The sequence below is a fragment of the Shewanella sp. Iso12 genome (assembly GCF_012030025.1).
GTDB classification, from domain to species: Bacteria; Pseudomonadota; Gammaproteobacteria; order Enterobacterales; family Shewanellaceae; genus Shewanella; species Shewanella algae.
The window spans coordinates 44,563-64,356 of the sequence record NZ_JAAUHW010000008.1; the positions used below are offsets into that span (position 1 = coordinate 44,563).

A 19,794-nucleotide genomic window follows, 5' to 3' on the forward strand; every position below is an offset into this window, starting at 1 on the left:
ATGGCAAGAAAAAAGCCCCTGTTGCTGCACTCGATATTACTGGGTAGTTTACTGCTTGGCGCTTGCGGCGGTGGTGATGATGAAAGTGGCGCCGGGTCAAGCGACGATAATCTGCAGCCGCCTGCCGGCGTCAATCAAGCGCCCAAGGGTGACGATATTCAGCTGGCTTATGACAGCTCGCTGCAGAGTATTGCGGTCAACTGGCAAGGTTATGTGTCAGATCCCGATGGCGATCCCTTGCAGGCCAGCATTGCCGAGCAGGGCAAGCTGGGGCAGTTCAGTCTCGATGGCGATATGCTGAGCTACAAAGCAGATAAAGATGCCAAGGGCAGCGATCAAGGGCTATTGCAGGTTAGTGATGGCCGTGGTGGCAGCGTCAGCCTCAAGTTGGCAGTTTTTGGCGTGGACGGCCAAAGCCCTCTGGAGCGGGCGCTGGCAAGTGGTGATGCAAGCGGGCTGGACCCGGATACTCTGCTTGAGGCGATTGTCGCACAGATAACGCAGCTGCGCTCGAATGAGCAAGCCCTGCGGCAAAGGGTATTTGCCGATACGGCGCTGGCCTATGCACTAGGCAACCGAACTCAATTGTTCAATATCATCGAGCCGGAAATGGCCACACCTCTGCTGCGTGCCAACACGGGTCAGGTCTTGGCCGTCGCCGGCGAGCAGCATACCGGGCGCTTTGCGGCCTTTGGTACCCATCTGTTTGCCCGTTTCCATGCCGGTGAACTCACCGCCATGGAGCCAGCCAATGACAATCTGCTGGCTTGGTTGCTGAACAGAGCGCAAGCGGCAGAACTGCAGCAACCATTGACCGTGTCCTTGAGCTTTCTTGGTGGTCAGGAGAATGCCAGTCGCAGTTGGTTGCAAGGGCGGTTTCCCAATTGGACCATCAAAAGTTGTAATCAGGTCGCTACTTTGGAAGCCTGTATCGCCGATGCCCAGTTGTTAATCAGTGGCTGGCGCGCGGCCGATATCGATGCCGGGCAGATAGCCGGCGTCTATTCCCGGGCGCTGGCATCGGGCAAGGCACTCTATTATCAGCACAACTGGTATGAAGCGACCAATGCGGTGGCCGACGCCATTGCCGGAACCATGGGGGTCAGTTTGCCCTATGGCGGTAACTTCTGGGCCAGCGCCGCTGCCGATTGGTCTTCGGCCACGGCCATGGCGGCCGCTTTCCCACTGCTTGGCGGTGAGCAGCGCCTGACACAGCACCTTATTGATGATGACTTCAACTTTGACTGGTCCGGCTGTGAAACCTATGTGGGTAAAGTGAGCTGTGACAAGGTCAACGGCTTTGAATCTGAGTTCCTTGCCGGTGCCAGAGCGCTTAAAAACTCACTCAATCAACTGGATAGCCGTGGTCAGGTGTTGTTCGGCAACGAGGGGCGCAGGCTGCTGAAACTCTTTGTGTTGCTGGGCGATCTTTACCGTGCCGACATAGCTTATCCCATGGATAAGGAAACCACGCCGCAAGGGCGTTTTCTGGCGGCCTACCTGGCCGACCACTTGGTGCTGTATTTGAGGGGGAATAATCCAGCGCAGCCGGATTTGGGCAATTTCAGCGATCCTTTGCCGCAAACGCTAACTCTTGAAAACGTCAGCCTGGAAATGGCACTGGGCAAAGAGAGTGGTTATCGCGGCAGCGGTTTTTACTTGTTGCCCGGCCAGAGCGTGCGTCTCGAGCGTAAAGACACACTGCCGCTGACGGTCAAGGCCTTTATCAATACCCAGAGAACCGGCTCAACCCGGGAATTCAATAACCAGGGATACCAGCGCCCCAAATTTTTGCGCTCGGTCGAGTTGACCCTGAAACCCGGGCAACCTCTGACCCTGAGCAGCCCTTATGGCGGGACTTTGATGCTGCAACTGCCGGCCGGTGAGGGCGTGGTGAGTGTTGAAGCACAAAATGTACTGGCCTATCCCTACCTCAAGGATTTCAACCAAGCGAGTGGCTATTTGACGGCGCTTGAAACCAGCCCGCTGAGCTGGGCCGGGCTGCGTACCGACTTTGTCGAAATTAACTCCCGCAAGCATATGATGAAACAGTTCATCTATGCCGAGCCTTACCGCGGCGATGTGGAGCAGGCCCTGAATGATGTTTGGCGCTATATGATCAAGGGGACCTATGATCTGGCTGGCTTCAGTGGCGAAGGGCTGGCGCTGGCACCCAGCGTGGCTGCCCGCTGCGCCCTGCTGGGGTGGGATTGCCAAAATGAACAGATCCATGCCAAACCCAAGGTGCAGCACATCAATGTCGATGAGGCGGCTCACTGCGGTGGCGGCTGCTCGGGTAACCCCTATGATCAAGCCTGGGTATTGAGCCCCTTCGGCTGGGGCGAGAGTCACGAGATAGGCCACAATCTGCAGCGTAACCGGCTGAAAATCTATGGTGGCCGCTCCGGTGAAGTCTCCAATAATATTTTCCCTCTGTACAAGGGCTGGCAACGCTTTAAAGATAGTGGTGAGCGGATCGCCAGCTGCGATCGCCAGTCACCTCAAACCACGTTCGAGTGGCTGAAACAGGCTCAAAACAGCAGCGATCCTGTGACCTCTATCTACGACAAGCTCTGGAGTCAGACCGGCACCTATGACAACGCCGGGCCCAGACTGGATTTCTATCTGCAGCTGGCGGCATTGGCCGAAGAGCATGCAGGTTTGGACAACGGCTGGCAGATTTTCACCTTGCTCTATCTGCATGAGCGTCTGTTCAGCCATGCGATTGCCGACGCCGCTCGCTGGGGCGAGATGAGGGATGCATTGGGCATGAGCAGTTATATCGATGCCCCGAACCTGGATGGCAACGACTTCATGCTGCTCAGCCTGTCGAAGTTGCTGCAACTGGATATGCGTCCCTGGTTCGATCTCTGGGGTGTGCGCTATCAGGCCCAGGCCGCCAACCAGGTAGCAGCCTATGGTTACTCGGCCGCCGAAGCCGTGTTCTATCGCCTTTCGAGCCAATGTGCTGAGCTGGCGGTGCCCAAGCTCACTCTGGATGCCAACTGGTAACTGAGAGGAAAGGGCGCTTCGGCGCTCTTTCCCTATTGCCGACAGCATTGCAACCGAGGCGTGATTCAGCCGCGGCTTTTTCCCTCAAGCACTTTGAAGCACACTAAAAATCAGGCATAGTGCACTCTGGTCATTTGCTCGATACTCAAGGATGACTGTGAGAACTTTCCTTTCTCGATTAGGATGTTGTAGCCAATGAGTTTGTCTGTTTATCAGTTGAAATCCCGCTTTCAGGGCCTACTGAGGCCACTGGTTACCCGTCTGTATCGGCGCGGCGTCAGCGCCAATCAAGTCACGGTATTGGCGGCGCTGGGTTCTATACTGCTGGGAACCCTGTTGCTTATCTGGCCTCATCCTTGGCTCTTTGCCCTCATCCCGATTTGGATGCTGAAAAGAATGGCGCTCAATGCCATAGATGGCATGTTAGCCCGCGAGTTTGGGCAGCAATCCCGTCTCGGCGCCTATCTCAATGAGCTCGCCGATATTGTTTCGGATGCGATACTCTATCTGCCTTTTGCCTTGCTCGGTGGTGTGGAACCTGCACTGGTGATCGCCCTGACCTTACTGGCCATTGCCAGTGAATACGCCGGAGTGCTAGGCCTGATGGTGGGGGCAGAGCGCCGCTATGATGGCCCCATGGGCAAGAGCGATCGCGCGTTTGTCTTCGGTATTCTGGGGCTGGCCGTCGCCTTGGGTTGGTTGACGCCATTCTGGCTCAATTTGATCCTGTCATTGGTTCTCCTGTTACTCTGCCTGACCATATTCAACCGGGTAAAATCCGGTTTGAAGCAGGGCGAGAGCGCAAGTTAAGTTGTTTATCAAAGGAATGAAATATATGGATAATGCCGCAAGGGTACCCGAGGAACACTTTTTTACTACCCATGATGGATTCCAGCTGTTTTATCGTTTCTGGCCGGCGCTGGAAACCAATGAACAAGAGGATCCCGGGGCCGTGTTGCTGTTTCACCGTGGCCATGAACACGGTGGCCGAATGGCGCACCTGGTGGATGAACTGGCGCTGCCTGAGCAGGCTTTTTTCGCCTGGGATGCCCGTGGTCATGGGCAATCACCGGGCGCCAGAGGCGACAGTCCCTCCTTCGGTACCAGTGTCCGCGACATTCAGACCTTTGTGGAACACATAGAGGGCAAACATGGTTTCAGCCAAGAGCAGCTGTGTGTGGTGGCCCAAAGTGTCGGCGCCGTGCTGGCCAGCACCTGGGTGCATGACTATGCGCCTTCTATTCGTGCGCTGGTGCTGGCGTCGCCGGCCTTCAGCGTCAAACTCTATGTGCCTTTTGCTATCCCTGGGCTCAAGCTGCTGAGGAGCCTCAAGGGCAACTTTTTCGTCAACAGCTATGTTAAGGCCAAGCTGTTGACCCATGACCCAGCCAGACAATACAGCTTTGAGACAGATCCACTGATCGCCAGACCGATCTCGGTCAATGTGTTGTTGGGACTTTATGATGCCGCTGAAAGGGTGGTGGCCAATGCCCAGGCGATTACTGTACCGACTCAGGTACTGATCTCGGGCGCCGACTATGTGGTTCGGCGCAAGCCGCAGCAGCAGTTTTTTGAGCGTTTGGGTTCCCAGCGTAAAGAATTGCACCTGCTGCCCGGTTTTTACCATGACACCCTGGGAGAGCTGGACCGGGCCGACCCGATAGCCAGGATCAGACGCTTCCTGCGGGCCAATATCGCCTCGCCGCAGGCGGAAGTGAATTTGTTGCAGCAAGATAAATTTGGCCCGAGCTGCGCCGAGAGCGAATCGCTCGCCGCCCCTCTGCCCGAGGCTTCCTGGCAGGCCAAATACTGGCAAGCCACCCGCGCAGTGATGAAGCTGGGGGAGAAATACTCAGAGGGCATTGCCCTGGGTTTCGAGCGCGGCTTCGATTCGGGCAGTACCTTGGACTATGTCTATCGCAACACACCCTCCGGCAAGGGGGAGTTTGGCCGCTTTGTCGACAAACAATATCTCAATGCCATTGGCTGGCGCGGCATACGCCAGCGTAAACGCCATATCGAAGAGTTGCTGGCGCAGGCGCTGTCGACGCTGAGAAAGGAAGAAAAGCCGCTGCATTTGATGGATGTGGCCGCCGGACATGGCCGCTATCTGCTGGAGAGCCTGGCAAATAGCGATATCAAGCCCGATTCTGTGCTGCTGCGTGATTACAGTGATATCAATATCCGCGACGGCCGCGCCCTCATCGATGAGCTTGGCCTCAGTGACATAGTGCGCTTTGAAAAGGGCGATGCCTTCGACTTTGATTCGCTGGCGGCGGTCGAGCCCAAGCCAACCCTGGCGGTAGTCTCCGGCCTTTACGAGCTGTTTGGTGACAATGAGATGGTGTCCCGCTCCCTGGCGGGTATCGCCGCGGCGCTGGCGCCCGGAGGCCTGCTTATCTACACGGGCCAGCCCTGGCATCCGCAGCTGGAATTCATCGGCCGGGCCCTGACCAGCCACAGAGATGGTCAGCCTTGGGTGATGCGTCGCCGCAGTCAGCAGGAGATGGATCAACTGACCAAAGCCAACGGCTTTCACAAGTTGACTCAAAGAGTGGATGAGTGGGGCATATTTACCGTGTCCATGGCGCGTAAGGCCGACTGATGCCTGAGTTGCCCGCCCGTCGACGCGAGGTCGGCACCATTCGCCGGGGCCTGCTTTGGCTGGCCTTGTTGGCACCGTTTTTCTTTGCCAGCTATGGTTTTGCCAATTGGTATGCCTCGCAGCAAAGTGAGGTTCCCAGTCTGGTGTTTTCCTGGGAGCACGCCATTCCGCTTTGGCCCTGGACCATAGTGCCTTACTGGTCGATAGATCTTCTCTACGGCCTGGCGTTTCTGCTCCCCCTCAGCCGCAAGGGGATAGACAGACTGGGGCTCAGGCTGCTGAGCGTACAGCTTCTGTGTATCGGCTGTTTTCTCATCTGGCCCCTTAAATTCAGTTTTGAGCGCCCGCCGCTCGACGGCGTTTTTGGTGGTTTGTTTGATCTCCTGATGGGGTTTGATAAGCCTTTTAATCAGGCGCCCTCTTTGCACATCGCCCTCTTGGTGGTGCTCTGGAGTGAATACAGTCAGCGGGCCAAGGGCGCCTGGCGTTATCTGCTCCACGGCTGGTTTGCCTTGATTGGCCTGTCTGTGCTGACTACCTGGCAACATCATTTTATCGACCTACCCACAGGGCTGGCGGCCGGTCTGTTCTGCCTCTGGCTGTGGCCGCGACATTCGTTCAGCCGCTTGAGTTTGGCGAAGGAACCCCGCAGGCTCAAGCTGGCAGCGGCTTATGGCGTGGGCGCCGTCTTGCTGCTGCTCGCGGCCTTGCTCTGGCCCATGAGTCTCCTTGGCATGCTGCTGTTTTGGCTGGCCTTGGCGCTGGTCATGGTGGCGCTCAATTATCTCCTGTTTGCCGCCGCGGGTTTTCAAAAGAGTGAGCTGGGCCATCCCAGCTTCGCCAGTCGCTGGCTGTTGTTACCTTATCGTTTGTTTGCCTGGCTCAATATTCGTTTCTGGACCGGTGGCCAGGTGGCGGCGCAAGAGGTGCTGCCCGGGGTTTGGCTCGGGCGCATGCCCACCATGAGTGAAGCGCAGCAATATGATGCGATATTGGATCTCTGCGCCGAGTTGCCCTTTCCCTATTCGGGCAAGGCCTTGCTGACACCCGCTCGGGGGATGACCGAAGGCAAGCTCAAATGGTATCAGCCCATGCCCATGCTGGATTTATGCTTGCCGGATGAACAGGACTGCCTGGAAGCGGTCAGGCGGCTCGAGTGTTTGCGCACCTCAGGTACTCTACTGGTATGTTGCGCCTTGGGTTATGGCCGTAGCGCCTTGGTATTGGCAGCCTGGTTGCTGCTGAGCGGTCGGGCCGGCAGTGCCCTGGATGCCGCAAAGATGATTGCCGCCGTTAGGCCCAAGGTGGTTTTCAAGCCAGAAACTCTGGCTTACCTAGAGCGGCTCAAGTCCGGTTTTTGCCCACCCGAGGTGCAACATGCCTGAGTCGCAGCAGCGGGATCTGGCAAAATTGGTGGCCACTTTATTGGGCAATGCCGCGCCGCTGCGCTGGTTCAGTGCGGTTTTGATGTTGGCACCTTTGCTGCTTCTCTGGGGCGGCAAGCTTCAGGGATGGCCGGAACTGCTCAGCGCCCTGTTGATGGTGCTTTTCGGACTGGCCGGACAGTATTTTGGCCTCAGAGTGGCGCTGGATGCCAAGCTGTTTGCCGCCCTGGCAGGGGAGCATTCCTGCGAACGTCTGGATCACAGCATGCAGCAGCTCGGCTGGCTTAAAGAAGAACAGGCCGGTCGCAGTATGCTGCAGCGCGCCCAAGGGGCGCAGGCGCTGCTAAAGCGTCTGTTCCTCTGCTTTGCCGGGCAGGCCGCGGCGCTGGTGTTGTTACTCGTCTGGCGCTTTTTCCTGTAAGAGGAGTTTACCCTTATCTATGGATACCCTAATCGGCTGGCTCGCGGGATTGACTGCCTTTGGGATCACCTCGGCGGCCAGGTTGGTCACCGGTGCCCGCGCCCTGTGGCTTGGTTGCCGCGCCAATCACAATCAGCGGCTCTACTTTGCCAATCACAGCAGTCACGGTGACTTTGTGTTGCTGTGGGCATCACTGCCTGCCTTGCTGAGACGCAAGACACGTCCGGTTGCCGGCGCCGAGTATTGGCAGAAGACGGCGCTGAGGCGCTTTATTATTCAGCGGGTATTCAATGCCGTGCTTATTCCAAGAGAGAGCCATGGTGAGGGCAATCCCTTGGCGCCGGTGGAAAAGGCGCTGGCCGAGGGCGACTCGCTGATCTTCTTCCCGGAAGGAACCCGTAATCTGAGCGAGGCGCCATTGTTGCCGTTCAAGAGTGGAATCTATCATCTGGCACACTCGCGCCCGGATCTGGAGCTGATCCCCGTGTGGATTGCCAACCTCAATCGCGCCATGCCCAAGGGGCGTTATCTGCCGTTGCCGCTGCTCTGCACTTTGAGTTTTGGTACGCCTATCAAGCTGCAGCCGCAGGAAACCAAGGTGGCCTTTCTCGAGCGTTTGCGTTTGGCACTATTGGCAATGTCACGGGAGGAAGTATGAACCAGACACTGTGGTTGTTTGCCGGTATTGGCCTACTGCTGGTGGTAGCGACCCTGATAGGTCGTTTGCTGGCCTGGCGTAAGGGCAACAACGCCGTTATTGCCAATCTCAATGCCAGAATCGATGCCTGGTGGATGATGGTGTTGGCCATAGGCATAGCTTTCCTGTTCGGGCTCTATGGGGTGATATTGCTGTTTGCCCTGGTATCTTTCTATGCGCTCAGGGAGTTTTTAACCCTGACACCGACCCGGGCCAGCGATTATCCGGCCCTGGTCGCCGCCTTCTATTTTGCCTTGCCGGTGCAGTATCTGCTTATTGCCATCCATTGGTACGGCATGTTCAGTATCTTTATTCCCGTGTATCTGTTCCTGCTGATGCCGATTCTGGCAGCACTTGGCGGCGATACTACACGTTACCTTGAGCGTACCGCCAAGGTGCAGTGGGGGCTGATGATAGCCGTTTATTGTGTCTCGTCGGTGCCGGCGCTGATGACCTTGAAGATAGAGGGCTATGAAGGGCGTAACTTGCTGCTGATTGCCTGGCTCATTCTGGTAGTGCAACTCTCCGACGTGCTGCAGTATTGCTGTGGCAAGCTGTTTGGCAAACGCAAGGTGGCACCCAAGCTGTCGCCCTCCAAGACCCTGGAAGGCCTGGTCGGTGGGGTATTGCTGGCGACGCTGGTGGGTACCTCGCTGTTCTGGATCACCCCATTCACCCCCTGGCAGGCGGCAATCATAGCTTTACTGGTGAACCTGCTCGGCTTTGCCGGGGGACTGGTGATGTCGGCCATCAAGCGTGACCGCGGCGTCAAGGATTGGGGCCATATGATAGAGGGCCACGGCGGCATGCTGGATCGCATGGATTCTGTCTGTTTTGCTGCGCCGGTTTTCTTCCATGTGGTGCGCTATTGGTGGGTGTGACCTTTCTATAAAGTCGAAGACTCATAGCGGATAAATGCGCTTTTTGTTGTTATTTGTCGGCAGTAAGCTGGGGTTATTCCAAAGTGAAGGAGCCCAATGATGAAAATATTGCAAATACTGCCGGCGCAACCCACCTCTGACGGCGATGGGGTCAATATCAGCCGGGTCGCCGATTTTCAGGCTCTGGCGTTGGATCCCTATCTGATGCTGGATGAGATCCGCTCCGACGATGAACGCGATTATCTCGGCGGTTTTCCGCCGCATCCCCACCGCGGTATGGAAACTTTTACTTATATCCGCAAGGGCGGCTTTGAGCACAGGGATCAACTGGGCAATGTCCGCGCCATCCGCGAAGGCAAGGTGCAGTGGATGAGTACCGGCCGCGGTGTGGTCCACTCCGAAATGCCGCTGGCCGATGCCAAAGAGGGGCTGCATGGCTTTCAGATCTGGCTCAATATGCCGGCCAAGGACAAGATGCGGCCGCCCAGGTATCAGGACAGCGCAGCCGATGAACACCAACAGCTTGAAACTGACGGCGCCAGCCTGAGACTGCTGGCCGGTGACTGGCGTTTCGCCGGTACTGAAGCCAGTGCTCCCTTGACCGGGTTGGCCGGCGATGCGGCGATTGCCGATTTGACGCTGGCGCCTGATGCCCAAGCCGAGTTGGATCTCAGTCATCTGGGGCGACTGGCGCTCTATCTGCACAGTGGTGAATTGCAACTGCCGGATGGCAAACAACTGGCCGCCGGTAATATGTTGCTGCTCGACAGTCGTTATCCTCTCGAGCTGCAAGCCGGTTTCAAGGGCGCGGGGCTGCTCATTCTGGCCGGTAACCCCATTGGTGAGGCCGTGGTGCAGATGGGGCCTTTTGTGATGAATACCCAGGCGGAGATCCTGCAGGCCATTCGTGACTACCAAAACGGTGATTTCGGTGAGATCCCATCCGGTTCCGTTTAACTGACATAGGCAACAGACGGCTGCTTTGCTGTGGCCGCCTCTTGCCTTTTATTTGCCCAAACAACACATCAGCGCTGACACAAATGTAAATTTTCAAGATTTTTTCGTTAAAAAGTCATTTGGAATACGGTGCGGTTAACCTGTAATGGGTTTTGTCCAACTCCATCTTTGATTGGTTTTAAAGGTTAGCCTGGGCCTTATTGTTTGCTCCTTTCTCAAAAAGTTACCAAAAGTTAAACTTGTGGCGCTTTTTACAAAACATTCTTATTACCTTGGCTGAATTTTGGCTATCTTGTCGGGAAATATTTTGCCTGTAATAATTATGAGAATCATTCTCATTGGTCAGGTTTTATATGCAATACCCCGCACCTTCTGCTGTGGCAGCCGTACTCTTTTGCGCCGCATCCGGCGCCGAAACGCTAAATAAGCAAGCGCCCTCTTCGAATGAGTCGCCCGAAACCAGCGCGGTTGTGACAGTCAAAGACAGAGCCGATAACGGTTTGGATGGCAAAAGCACTCTGGATGAGCAGATGATCCGCCGTACCCCTTCGGCCGATGGCAACTTGAGCGACTTGGTCAAATCCAACCCTGCGGTGCGCCTGGAGGGGCTGGATGAAGGGTTTAGTGGCGGTGAAATCAAACCGTCGAAGATCTCCATCTATGGCGCCGAGTCTGAACAGACGGCGTTTCTTATTGATGGCATCAATATCAACAACGATCTGGATCCCAGCTCAGGCCTGTTTGACGGCAGTGTCGGGGTCTTGCCGGGGATGAGCTCAGAGCAGGCCTATTTTTTCGATGCCGCCATGCTGGCCGGGATCACCGTTTATGACAACAATGTGCCGGCCAGCCTGGGGGGCTTTACCGGCGGGGCCGTAGTGGCCGATACCCTGAGCTATAACGGCGTCAACGGCGGCCAGCTGCTTTACCGTACCAGCCGCAGCAGTTGGACCAGCCAGAAGGTTGATCCCAACATTAATGAGTTTTTGCAGCAGGCCAGGCCCGAAGGGGGTAAGGCCATCTATCAGCCCGATTTTGTTAAACACAGTTATTCGGGGCAATGGCAGCAGGGGATTAACGACGAGCTGGGCATGGTGCTGGCCTTTGGTCAACGCCGCTCCAGCATTCGCCAGAGCCGGATCATGGATGCAGAAGGTACGGTTGATTCTCAGGATCAGAGCCGCAGATCGGACAACCTGTTGTTGAATCTGGCCTGGACGCCGGATCCCCTGACCCGAATCGACTGGGACTGGCGTTATTCGGCCTACCGTGAAGGCCTGTTTATGGGCGAGAACATAGACAATGACTTTGAAGACAGCCACTCGGCACTGGGGTCGACCCTGAGTCTGGAGCGGGAGTTCAGCCTGGGAAGTCTGTCCCTCAAGGCGGCCTACGACAGCTTTGAGGATGAGCGTCACTCCCAGAGTGATACCGTGCTGGTGATCAGTGATGCCGATAGCGGGCTGGATTACCAGAAGGGGGGCTATGGCGACAGTCGTCTCAAGCAGCGAAATCTGCAACTGCTGGCCGATGTCAGCTTCAAACGCCTCTATTGGGGCGATGTCAGTCACAGCCTGGAAACCGGCTTGAGTTTCCAGCAGACCGACTATGATTTTTACCGCCCAAGGGAGGTCAATCAGGAGATCCGCTTGATAATGTCGGGCATGGAGATGCCGCTCGATGAACAAACCGTATTGGCCGGCAGCATAGACACCCGCCACCGCAACTCGGCGGCTTATCTGCAGGACACCATCAAATTCGGCGCCTGGCAATTCCGCCCCGGGTTGAGGCTTGAGCATGATGACTACCTGAATAATCTCAACCTGGCGCCGCGGCTGGCACTCAACTGGGATGTCGTCGAGGGCACCCGGGTGGATATCGGGCTTAACCGTTACTATGGCCGCTCTTTCGCTTCGATGAAGCTGGCGGATGAAATACTTAAACTCAGCCAGGATCACACCCGCAGATACGAAAGCATCAAGGATCTGAAAACCCCCTTCTCCGATGAGTTGACCCTGGCGCTGCACCAGAATCTGGGCAATTTAAGCCTGAGTGGTCGCTATACCCTGAGGGACTATCGCGATCGGCTGGTGACCCATAGAAGCCAGGTAGGCAGCGTCAAGGTGGACGACTATCGCAATGGCGAAGACTACAAGGTTCATGTCTACACCCTGCAACTGAATAACATAGCGCCGCTGACCTTAGGTGCCAGTCAATGGGAGTGGTCGCTGGCGGCCGATTGGCTGGAGACAGATCGCAACGATCTGGATAAGGCGATGAACCCGGATGAGGCCGTGATGCTCGATGGCGCCATGATGAGCCGTCGCCAGATGGAGCAGAAGGTCAACTCATCCCAGGAAGAGTGGATGGTGCGTCTTGGGTTGGATATGGAGTTACCGGCCTGGAATATCACCTGGGGCAACAAGCTTTATGTCAAGGCGCCGGTACGGGGATATGAGTCGGTAAACAGCCAGGCGGCGCTGGAGATGTACCGCAGCTATGACTTCGGCAGTCACACCCAGTGGGATAGCCGTATTCGCTGGGAGCCGCAGGCGCTGGGCGGTGAGGTCTATCTGCAGCTGGATATCAACAATGTGCTCAACCAGGTACGCCAGTATAGCCTCAAGGCCAACCAGAACGGCGAATACGGCCTCTATACCCCAGGGCGTCAGTTCTGGCTGGAAGTGGGTTATCGCTTCTAAACCCTGAGTCGTAGTGATGGGCAGCTTCACCGGAAGCTGCTTTTTTGTTGAGTTCTGGAAATCCTGAGATGATTGTTAAAACACGATTCGGCCGCCTGATGATGGCGGCGATGGCTTGCCTGCTGGCGGCCTGTCAAACCAGCGAGATGCTGCCTCTGAACAGCGATCCTGACTTGGTTCAGGGCCGGCTGGACAATGGCTTTCGCTATTATCTGGCCCCCAACGATGCCCCGGCCAAACGCGTGTATCTGCGTTTGGTAGTCAACGCCGGTTCCATGCATGAAGATGACGACCAAAGGGGCGTGGCCCATATGGTCGAGCATATGGCCTTTAACGGCAGCAAGCACTTTCAGGGCAACAGCGTCATCAGCGCGCTGGAGGATGCCGGGCTGAAGTTTGGCATAGATGTCAATGCCTTCACTGACTTTGAAAATACCGTCTATCTGCTCAATCTGCCGGATAACCGGCCGCAGACTCTGGAGCTGGCGCTTAGAATTATTGCCGACTGGGCGGCAGAGGTGAGCATTGCCCGCGACGATCTCGATGCCGAGCGTGGCATAGTGCTGGAGGAGTGGCGGGCAAGGCTTGGGCCTATGCTGCGTTTGGGGGACAAAAAGTCCGCCATCGAAATGGCCGGTTCCCGTTATGCGACGCGCGATCCTATAGGCGATCCCGAAACCATACGCCAGGTATCCGGCAAGCGGGTGGCCGACTTTTATCGCCGCTGGTATCGGCCGGATAATATGGCGCTGGTGGCGAGCGGTGATATAGATGTCGCCAAGTTCAAGTCCATGGTCGAGCAATATCTGGGAGCCATGCCAGCGGCCACAACACCGCTGGAAACCGTGGACTTTGGCATACCGCTGCAAGAGGGTCTGAGGGCCGCCAAGGTGCATGAAGTTGGCGCCGAAGAGCCGACGCTGGAACTGAGCTTTTTCTCGCCGCTTGAGCCGGATTACTCGCGGGCCGGTTATCGCCGCGAGTTGGCCGAGCAGATAGCCGGGCGTATGCTGAATCTGCGTCTGCAACAGTGGGAGAAGCAACATCAAGACTGGCTGTTGTCGGGAGCTTTCTTCTCCTCGGCCATCGGCCGTGAGACCAGGCAAAGCATTTTCACCTTGCAGCTCAAGAAGGGTGAGTACCATAGCGCCGCCAGTGCACTGTTTGATCTTCTGGCCACCCTCAAGCAGCATGGTTTCAGCGATAAGGCCGTGGCCTCCCAGCTGAAACGCCAACTGAAATTGGAACAGCGCCGCGCCGACAAGGCGGTTTTCAGCATAGATATTGCCGGTGACCTGGTCACTACCGCCGCCAATCTCGACCCATGGCTGAGCTATAAAGACAGAGCCAGGCTCAACCTGGAGCTGATTGGCTCGCTGACGACCGAGGATATCAATCAGGCGCTGGCGCGTTTAACGGCGCCAAGTTCCCGCTTATTGCTGCAGACTCTTGGGGCCGGGGAGATATCGGCACTGACGAGTGCTGAAGCCAATGCATTATGGCAGCAGAGTATGAGCAGGCAGCACAGCGACTTTGACGCCGGGCAACAGACCTCTGAGATGCCTGAGTTCAAGGCCGAGGCCGGCAGCAGTCGCTTTATCGGTGAAGCCGCCGATGGACGCCTGAAGGAGTATCGACTCAGCAACGGGTTGCGTCTGGTATTCAGCCAATCTGATCTCAATCCGGGTGAAGTGCACTTCAAGGCCTTGACTGTCGGGGGGATGGGCAGCCTGGCGCCTTCGGAGGCGCAAAAGCTGCGTCTTGCGGTGAACCTGGCGGATGAGTTCGGTGCCGGCGAGGTGCCGCAGCAGGCGATCGACCACTATGACAGCGACTATCCTCTGGTGCTTTCCAGTTTGCTGGACGGCCAGACGCAAGGCTTTTCCGGCTGGGCCCATAGGGATGATCTGGCGGCGCTGCTGCAGCTGTTTCGCTTCAAGTTGCAGCAGGTACAGTTTGCATCGAATGCCTTGAAGCACTGGCGCGAAGAATATCAGGCGACCCGGGCACAATATGCCAATGATCCAGGGGAACAGTTTGCCCGCACCATAGATGCCAGGCGCTATCCCGGAGTGCCGACGGTTTACAACCCGGATCCCGAGTTGCTGACGACCCTGACCGAGGATGAGCTGCTGGCCGATTATCGCCGTCACATGCTGGGTAATACCGACTTTATTCTGTTCTTTGTCGGCGATATCGACGAGGCGCGCCTTATTCACTTGGCCGAGCAGTATCTGGCCGGGATTGAGGTAAAAAGCGAGGCGCGCAAGCAATACCAAATTCGGCCGGCGACCCCAAAGGAGCGTCTGCAGATGCCTGTCTCCGGTGAGCCCAGAGCCGAAACAGAGGTCTATCTAACCTCCTATCCGCAGCCTTGGTCAGCAAAGCAAGCTTATCAGTTGTCGCTCATGGGGGAGCTTATTCAGGAGCAGCTCAGGCTCAAACTCAGGGAGGAGGCCAGCGGCGTTTATGGGGTAACCGCTTGGTTCTGGCAGGAGCCGGGGGAAGATTTCAGCTCGGGCCGTATCAGCTTCAGCAGCGATCCGGAGCGGGTCGATGAACTGATCCAGCAACTGCATCTGGTGCTCAAGCGGATGACTGATGAGGGCGTATCGCCCCATTCGCTGGAAAATAAGCGCCGTCAGCGTCAGGACAGGCTGCAGCGGGAGCTTAAATCCAATCTCGGTTGGTTGGAGGCGGTCAGCCAAAGCTATATGACAGTGGGCGGGCCGCAGCAGATAGGACAAAACATTCGCTTCAATGAGGAGGTCACTGCCGCTGAGCTGAATAGCCTGCTTAAGCAGTTTATCCTGCAAAGCCGGGTCTTTGAGGCCGTGATGCTGCCGGCAAGCGAGTAAAATACAGGCAAAAAAGCGCCACCCCCGGGGTGGCGCTTTTTTTGAGAGTTGGAAAGTGGGTGAGTAAGAAGTGATAGAGCGTTGGCGAAAACTTAGATCTTGCCTCTGAGCTTGGCCAGCACATCTTTTTGTTTTAACTGGCTCATAGCCAAGTAGGCCACAGGCACCACAAACAGCGAGAAGAAGGTGCCCATCAACAAGCCACCCACCAAGACCAGGCCTATGTTTATCCGTCCAAGAGAGCCGGGGCCAGAGGCTATGGCCAATGGGATGGCGCTGAGGATCATTGCCAGCGAGGTCATCAAAATAGGACGCAGCCTTGAGCGGGCGCTGGCCATGGCGGCATCGAGGGCACTTTTGCCGGCCTGACGCTGCTTATTGGCGAACTCGACCAGCAAGATCCCGTGTTTGGTTACCAGGCCTACCAGAGTCAACAAACCTATCTGGGAATAGATATTCATACTCTGGCCAAAGAGGTTGAGAGTCAGCAAGGCTCCCACCAGACACAGGGGCACAGTGAGGAGAATGATCAAGGGATCGACAAAGCTCTCAAACTGCGCCGCCAGGATCAGATAGATAAACACCAAAGCCAGCAAAAACAGTGACTGAGTGCCTGCCTGGGAGTCCATCAGTTCTTTGATTATGCCGTTGTAGGCATAGCCCTGTGATGGAGCCAGCAGCGACGGCAGTTGCTCATCCAGCCAGAGTTTGATCTCTCCCGGGGAGTAACCCGGCATAAGATCGGCGCTGATCAGGGCGGCGTCGCGACCCATAAAGGTCTTGATATTCGACTCAGCGGTTGCCTGCTTTATGGTGACAAATTGCGACAGCGGCAGCGCCTCACCCGATTCAGAGGTGACATACAGCTTACTGAGCACATTGAAGTCGCCCAGCATCTCCAGGTTAACCTGAACCTGGATAGGGTAGGTGAAGCCGTCGTCCGAGTGCAGATCGGCGGCTTTGACCGAGCCTAAAAAGGTCGACAGCGCATTGGTCACATCGCTGTAGCTGGCGCCGGAAAGGATCACCGCATTGCGATCTATGCTGAGATCGAAGCGTGGCAAGTCCCTGAGGGTCGAGTTGTTGATATTGGTCAGCCCGGGATAGTCCTCCAGCAGCTTAACCACCTTCTCGGCGGTGTGGGCCAAGGCATCTTTGTCTCTGTCCAGCGTCATCAACTGCAGTTGCAGATTGGTGGGGATATTCAAACCGTCGGCGGAGCGAACACTGAACGACATGTTGTAGGCCGACACCTGCTGTTTGGCTTTGGCTATCAGTTGATCTATCACTTCGGCGGCGGTGTCGCTGCGTTCTCCCCAAGGTTTCAGCAGCACATGGTTGACCGGGCCGCCTTCGATATAAGCCAGATTGGCGGCTACATTGGGGTTGTCATCCATAACGCTGTTGAGCTCGGCGTTGTGATTCAGGTGATATTGGCGGCCAACACCTGTGGGGCCCTTGGCGCTGGCGTCAATAAAGCCGCTGTCTTCTGTGGGCAGCAGTACCTTGGGCATGTACCAATAGAGTACGCCACCCGAAACGACCAGCAGCAAGGCGATTGCGGCCAACAGACGCTTACGGTTGAACCAGAGCTCCAGTTCCTGGCTGTAGCGCTCAATCAAACGCTCCAGCCCCAACTCGACCCGCTGAAACCAGGCCGGGTGTTTGTGGCTTTGCTGAATCAAATAGGCACTCATCATGGGCGAGAGGGTCAAGGCCACCACCCCTGAGATGATCACCGCCGCCGCCAGAGTGAAGGAAAACTGGCGGAACAGATCGGCCGTCAGTCCGGACATCAAACCTATCGGCAGATAAACGGCAGCCAGTGTCAATGTCATGGCTATGATGGGAAAGATGATCTCCTGGCTGCCCTTGATTGCAGCATTAAAAGGCGTTTCACCTTTTTCTATATGGCGGTAGCAGTTTTCCACCACCACTATGGCGTCGTCCACCACCAGACCTATGGCGAGGATGATTGCCAATATGGTCAGTACATTGATACTGAACCCCAGCCAGGCCATAACGGCAAATACCCCTATGACACAGACGGGAATGGTGATAATCGGAATTGAAGCGGCTCTGAGTGAGCCGAGAAACAGCACCACAATCAGGGACACCAGCACTATGGCTTCCAGTAAGGTAGAGAAGCCCTCTTCGATAGAGGCTTGAATGAAGTCGGCTTGGTTATAGACCAACTGCATCTTGAGACCGGCCGGCAACTGGTGTTGCATCCTGTCGATTTCGGCACGTATGGTTTGTGCCACTGTCACAGGGTTGGCGTTGGCCAGCGGCAGTATTTGCAGCGACATCGCCTGATGTCCGCCAATGCTCAAAAGGCTGGGCCGCAGGTTCTCTTCGCCCATCACGACATTGGCGATATCCTTCACCCGGATTATTTTGCCGTTATCGACCCGGATCACCAGATCGCGAATATCTTCTATGTTTTCAACCTGGCTGAGTGGGTTGATGGAGAAGTCGCGGGACTTGCCCACTATGGTGCCCGAGGTAAAAGTGGCGTTGTAGGTGCTCAGGGTGGCCACCACATCGGCGGTCTTGATATTGAGCGCCTTCATCTGATCCGGGTTAAGCCAAACCCTGGCGGCGCGCTGTGAGCCTCCATAGGGGCCCCATACGGCGCCTACACCGGACAGATGTTTGAATTGAGGTACAAGTTGCTGGCTGATGTAATCATACATCTGCTGCTTGGTCATACCGCCCTCGTTGACAAAGCTGATGATATTGCTGGCGGAATGGGTCGCCGACACGTCATCTGTCACTCTGGGCTTGTCTATCATGCTTTGGGGAAAGTCGTTGATGGCTTCAACGCTGGAGCGCAGCTTGTTCATCAAATTGGTGTATTCGATGTCATCTATCTCTTTGCTGAAGTTGATGGACAGAGTGCAGCTGCCTTCCTGACAGTCGGTGGTCATGGTATCGACCTTATCCAGCCCGGAGGCGGCGTCGATAAGCTTATCGGCGACATTCTCGGACATGAATTCGGCGCTGGCGCCATTGATGGATGCGCTGACCGAAGCCGAGTGAGTGTTGTAGTCAGGGAAGTATTGAATCGGCAGTTTGCCGAAAGACACCAGGCCGATCAGCACTATCATTATGCTGATCACCGAGGCGAAAATTGGGTGGCGAATACAGATTTCCGGCAGGCGCATCAGAGTTGGTCCTCTTCGGTGGCCAATAAGGCGTTGGTCAGGACTCTGACTTCACCTCCCTCTTGCAGGTTCTGCATGCCTGTTCGCACCACAGTATCTGAGTTTTGCAGCCCCGACTTGATGATGACATAACCGTCATTGGTGTTGCGCCCAAGTGACACAGGGCGCTTGCTGACTTTGTCGCCTTGCAGTACCCAGACAAAGCGTTCTTCATTATTGGCAATGACGGAATTTTGTGGCACCAACAAGTGCTTGATCCCCTTGCTGAATATCTGCTTTACGTTGGCAAACATTCCGGGAGCCAAGGCATGATCCGGGTTGCTCAGTTGCGCATGAACCTCCACCCGGCCCGAACTCTCATCGACTGCCGGCGCCACATAGCTGACCAGCCCTTTGAACTCGCGTCCCTTGTAGGCCTCCACTGTGAGATGCACCTCCTGACCGCGCTGCGCCTTGCCGAACTCGATTTGGCTGATGGCAAAATGCACTTCAACCGGATCCAAGCGGTACAGGGTTACCAGAGGTGTCTCTGCGGTTATTTGGGCACCGATAGAGGGAGTAAAGGAAGTTAATTGGCCATCGAAGGGGGCGATGAGGCTGTAATCGGCGAGGGTGGCCTGTTTCTGTTTGAAATCGGCGGCGGCCAGTTGCACATTTTCTTCCAGCTCATCCACATCTTGTTTTGACAGTGAATCCGGCTCTTTGGCCAGCAGGCCTCTGACTCGCTCCAGTTTGGTTTTCGCCAGAGCCAGCGTGCTGCGGGCCTTGTCGACATCGGCTTGCGCCTTGACACTGTCGAGCTCGGCAATCAAGTCACCCTGCTTGACCATGTCTCCGTTTTTGAAGTGGATCGCCGTGAGTTTGGCGCTGGCGTTGAAACTGAGGGCCACAGAGTCGATAGCCCGAATTTTACCGACTTCGTTGGCGACATCTCTAAAGGATGCCTGTTTCACCGCTTCTACGGTTACCGGAGGGGGTTGAACCTCCTGCGCCGAGAGTGATAGGGAAATTGGCAGACAAAAGATCAGTAACCAAAGACTGGAGCCTGAAAGTGTTTTCATAAACGCCCTGTATCATGGATTAAGCGGTAAGCAATTCAGTTTACCTTA

The 19,794-nt window shown here is 56.1% G+C and carries 12 protein-coding genes; 10 read left to right on the forward strand and 2 right to left on the reverse strand.

Going from position 1 to position 19,794, the window contains the following annotated elements; translation table 11 throughout:
- From HCX89_RS14125 to HCX89_RS14170, 10 genes are all read left to right on the forward strand, one after another.
- On the forward strand, positions 1-3,012 hold the full coding sequence (locus tag HCX89_RS14125) for an ImpA family metalloprotease (RefSeq protein ID WP_254428398.1): 3,012 nt from the start codon (positions 1-3) through the stop codon (positions 3,010-3,012).
- Positions 3,013-3,207: 195 nt separating this feature from the next.
- Positions 3,208-3,822: a CDP-alcohol phosphatidyltransferase family protein gene (locus HCX89_RS14130; protein ID WP_071238429.1), complete on the forward strand. Its 615-nt coding sequence runs from the start codon at positions 3,208-3,210 to the stop codon at positions 3,820-3,822.
- 25 nt (positions 3,823-3,847) lie between these two features.
- Positions 3,848-5,617 (forward strand): bifunctional alpha/beta hydrolase/class I SAM-dependent methyltransferase, encoded by a 1,770-nt coding sequence (locus HCX89_RS14135; protein ID WP_096140995.1) that lies wholly within the window; start codon positions 3,848-3,850, stop codon positions 5,615-5,617.
- The gene (locus tag HCX89_RS14140; RefSeq protein WP_167716479.1) at positions 5,617-7,002 is read left to right on the forward strand and encodes a phosphatase PAP2/dual specificity phosphatase family protein; all 1,386 of its coding nucleotides are present in this window, start codon (positions 5,617-5,619) and stop codon (positions 7,000-7,002) included. The genes HCX89_RS14135 and HCX89_RS14140 overlap by 1 nt, the downstream gene beginning before the upstream one ends.
- On the forward strand, positions 6,995-7,423 hold the full coding sequence (locus HCX89_RS14145; RefSeq protein WP_025008902.1) for a hypothetical protein: 429 nt from the start codon (positions 6,995-6,997) through the stop codon (positions 7,421-7,423). The genes HCX89_RS14140 and HCX89_RS14145 overlap by 8 nt, the downstream gene beginning before the upstream one ends.
- A gap of 19 nt (positions 7,424-7,442) precedes the next feature.
- Entirely contained in the window at positions 7,443-8,081 is a 639-nt protein-coding gene (locus HCX89_RS14150; protein ID WP_025889733.1) for a lysophospholipid acyltransferase family protein, read from the forward strand.
- Positions 8,078-9,001: a phosphatidate cytidylyltransferase gene (locus HCX89_RS14155; RefSeq protein WP_025008904.1), complete on the forward strand. Its 924-nt coding sequence runs from the start codon at positions 8,078-8,080 to the stop codon at positions 8,999-9,001. Before HCX89_RS14150 ends, HCX89_RS14155 begins: the two co-directional genes overlap by 4 nt.
- Before the next feature lie 99 nt (positions 9,002-9,100).
- Complete coding sequence (locus tag HCX89_RS14160) at positions 9,101-9,958, forward strand: pirin family protein (RefSeq protein WP_045283031.1); 858 nt, start codon at positions 9,101-9,103, stop codon at positions 9,956-9,958.
- 353 nt (positions 9,959-10,311) lie between these two features.
- Positions 10,312-12,660 (forward strand): TonB-dependent siderophore receptor, encoded by a 2,349-nt coding sequence (locus HCX89_RS14165; RefSeq protein WP_167716481.1) that lies wholly within the window; start codon positions 10,312-10,314, stop codon positions 12,658-12,660.
- A 68-nt stretch (positions 12,661-12,728) separates the two neighbouring features.
- A complete protein-coding gene (locus HCX89_RS14170; protein WP_167716483.1) occupies positions 12,729-15,518 on the forward strand; it encodes a pitrilysin family protein in 2,790 nt (929 codons plus the stop codon).
- A 92-nt stretch (positions 15,519-15,610) separates the two neighbouring features.
- On the opposite strand, the gene HCX89_RS14175 is transcribed toward HCX89_RS14170, so the two are convergent.
- Entirely contained in the window at positions 15,611-18,685 is a 3,075-nt protein-coding gene (locus tag HCX89_RS14175; RefSeq protein WP_167716485.1) for an efflux RND transporter permease subunit, read from the reverse strand.
- Positions 18,685-19,746 carry an efflux RND transporter periplasmic adaptor subunit gene (locus HCX89_RS14180; protein WP_167716487.1) on the reverse strand — a complete coding sequence of 354 codons (1,062 nt, stop codon included), beginning with the start codon at positions 19,744-19,746 and terminating at the stop codon, positions 18,685-18,687. The genes HCX89_RS14175 and HCX89_RS14180 overlap by 1 nt, the downstream gene beginning before the upstream one ends.
- Positions 19,747-19,794: the final 48 nt, after the last annotated feature.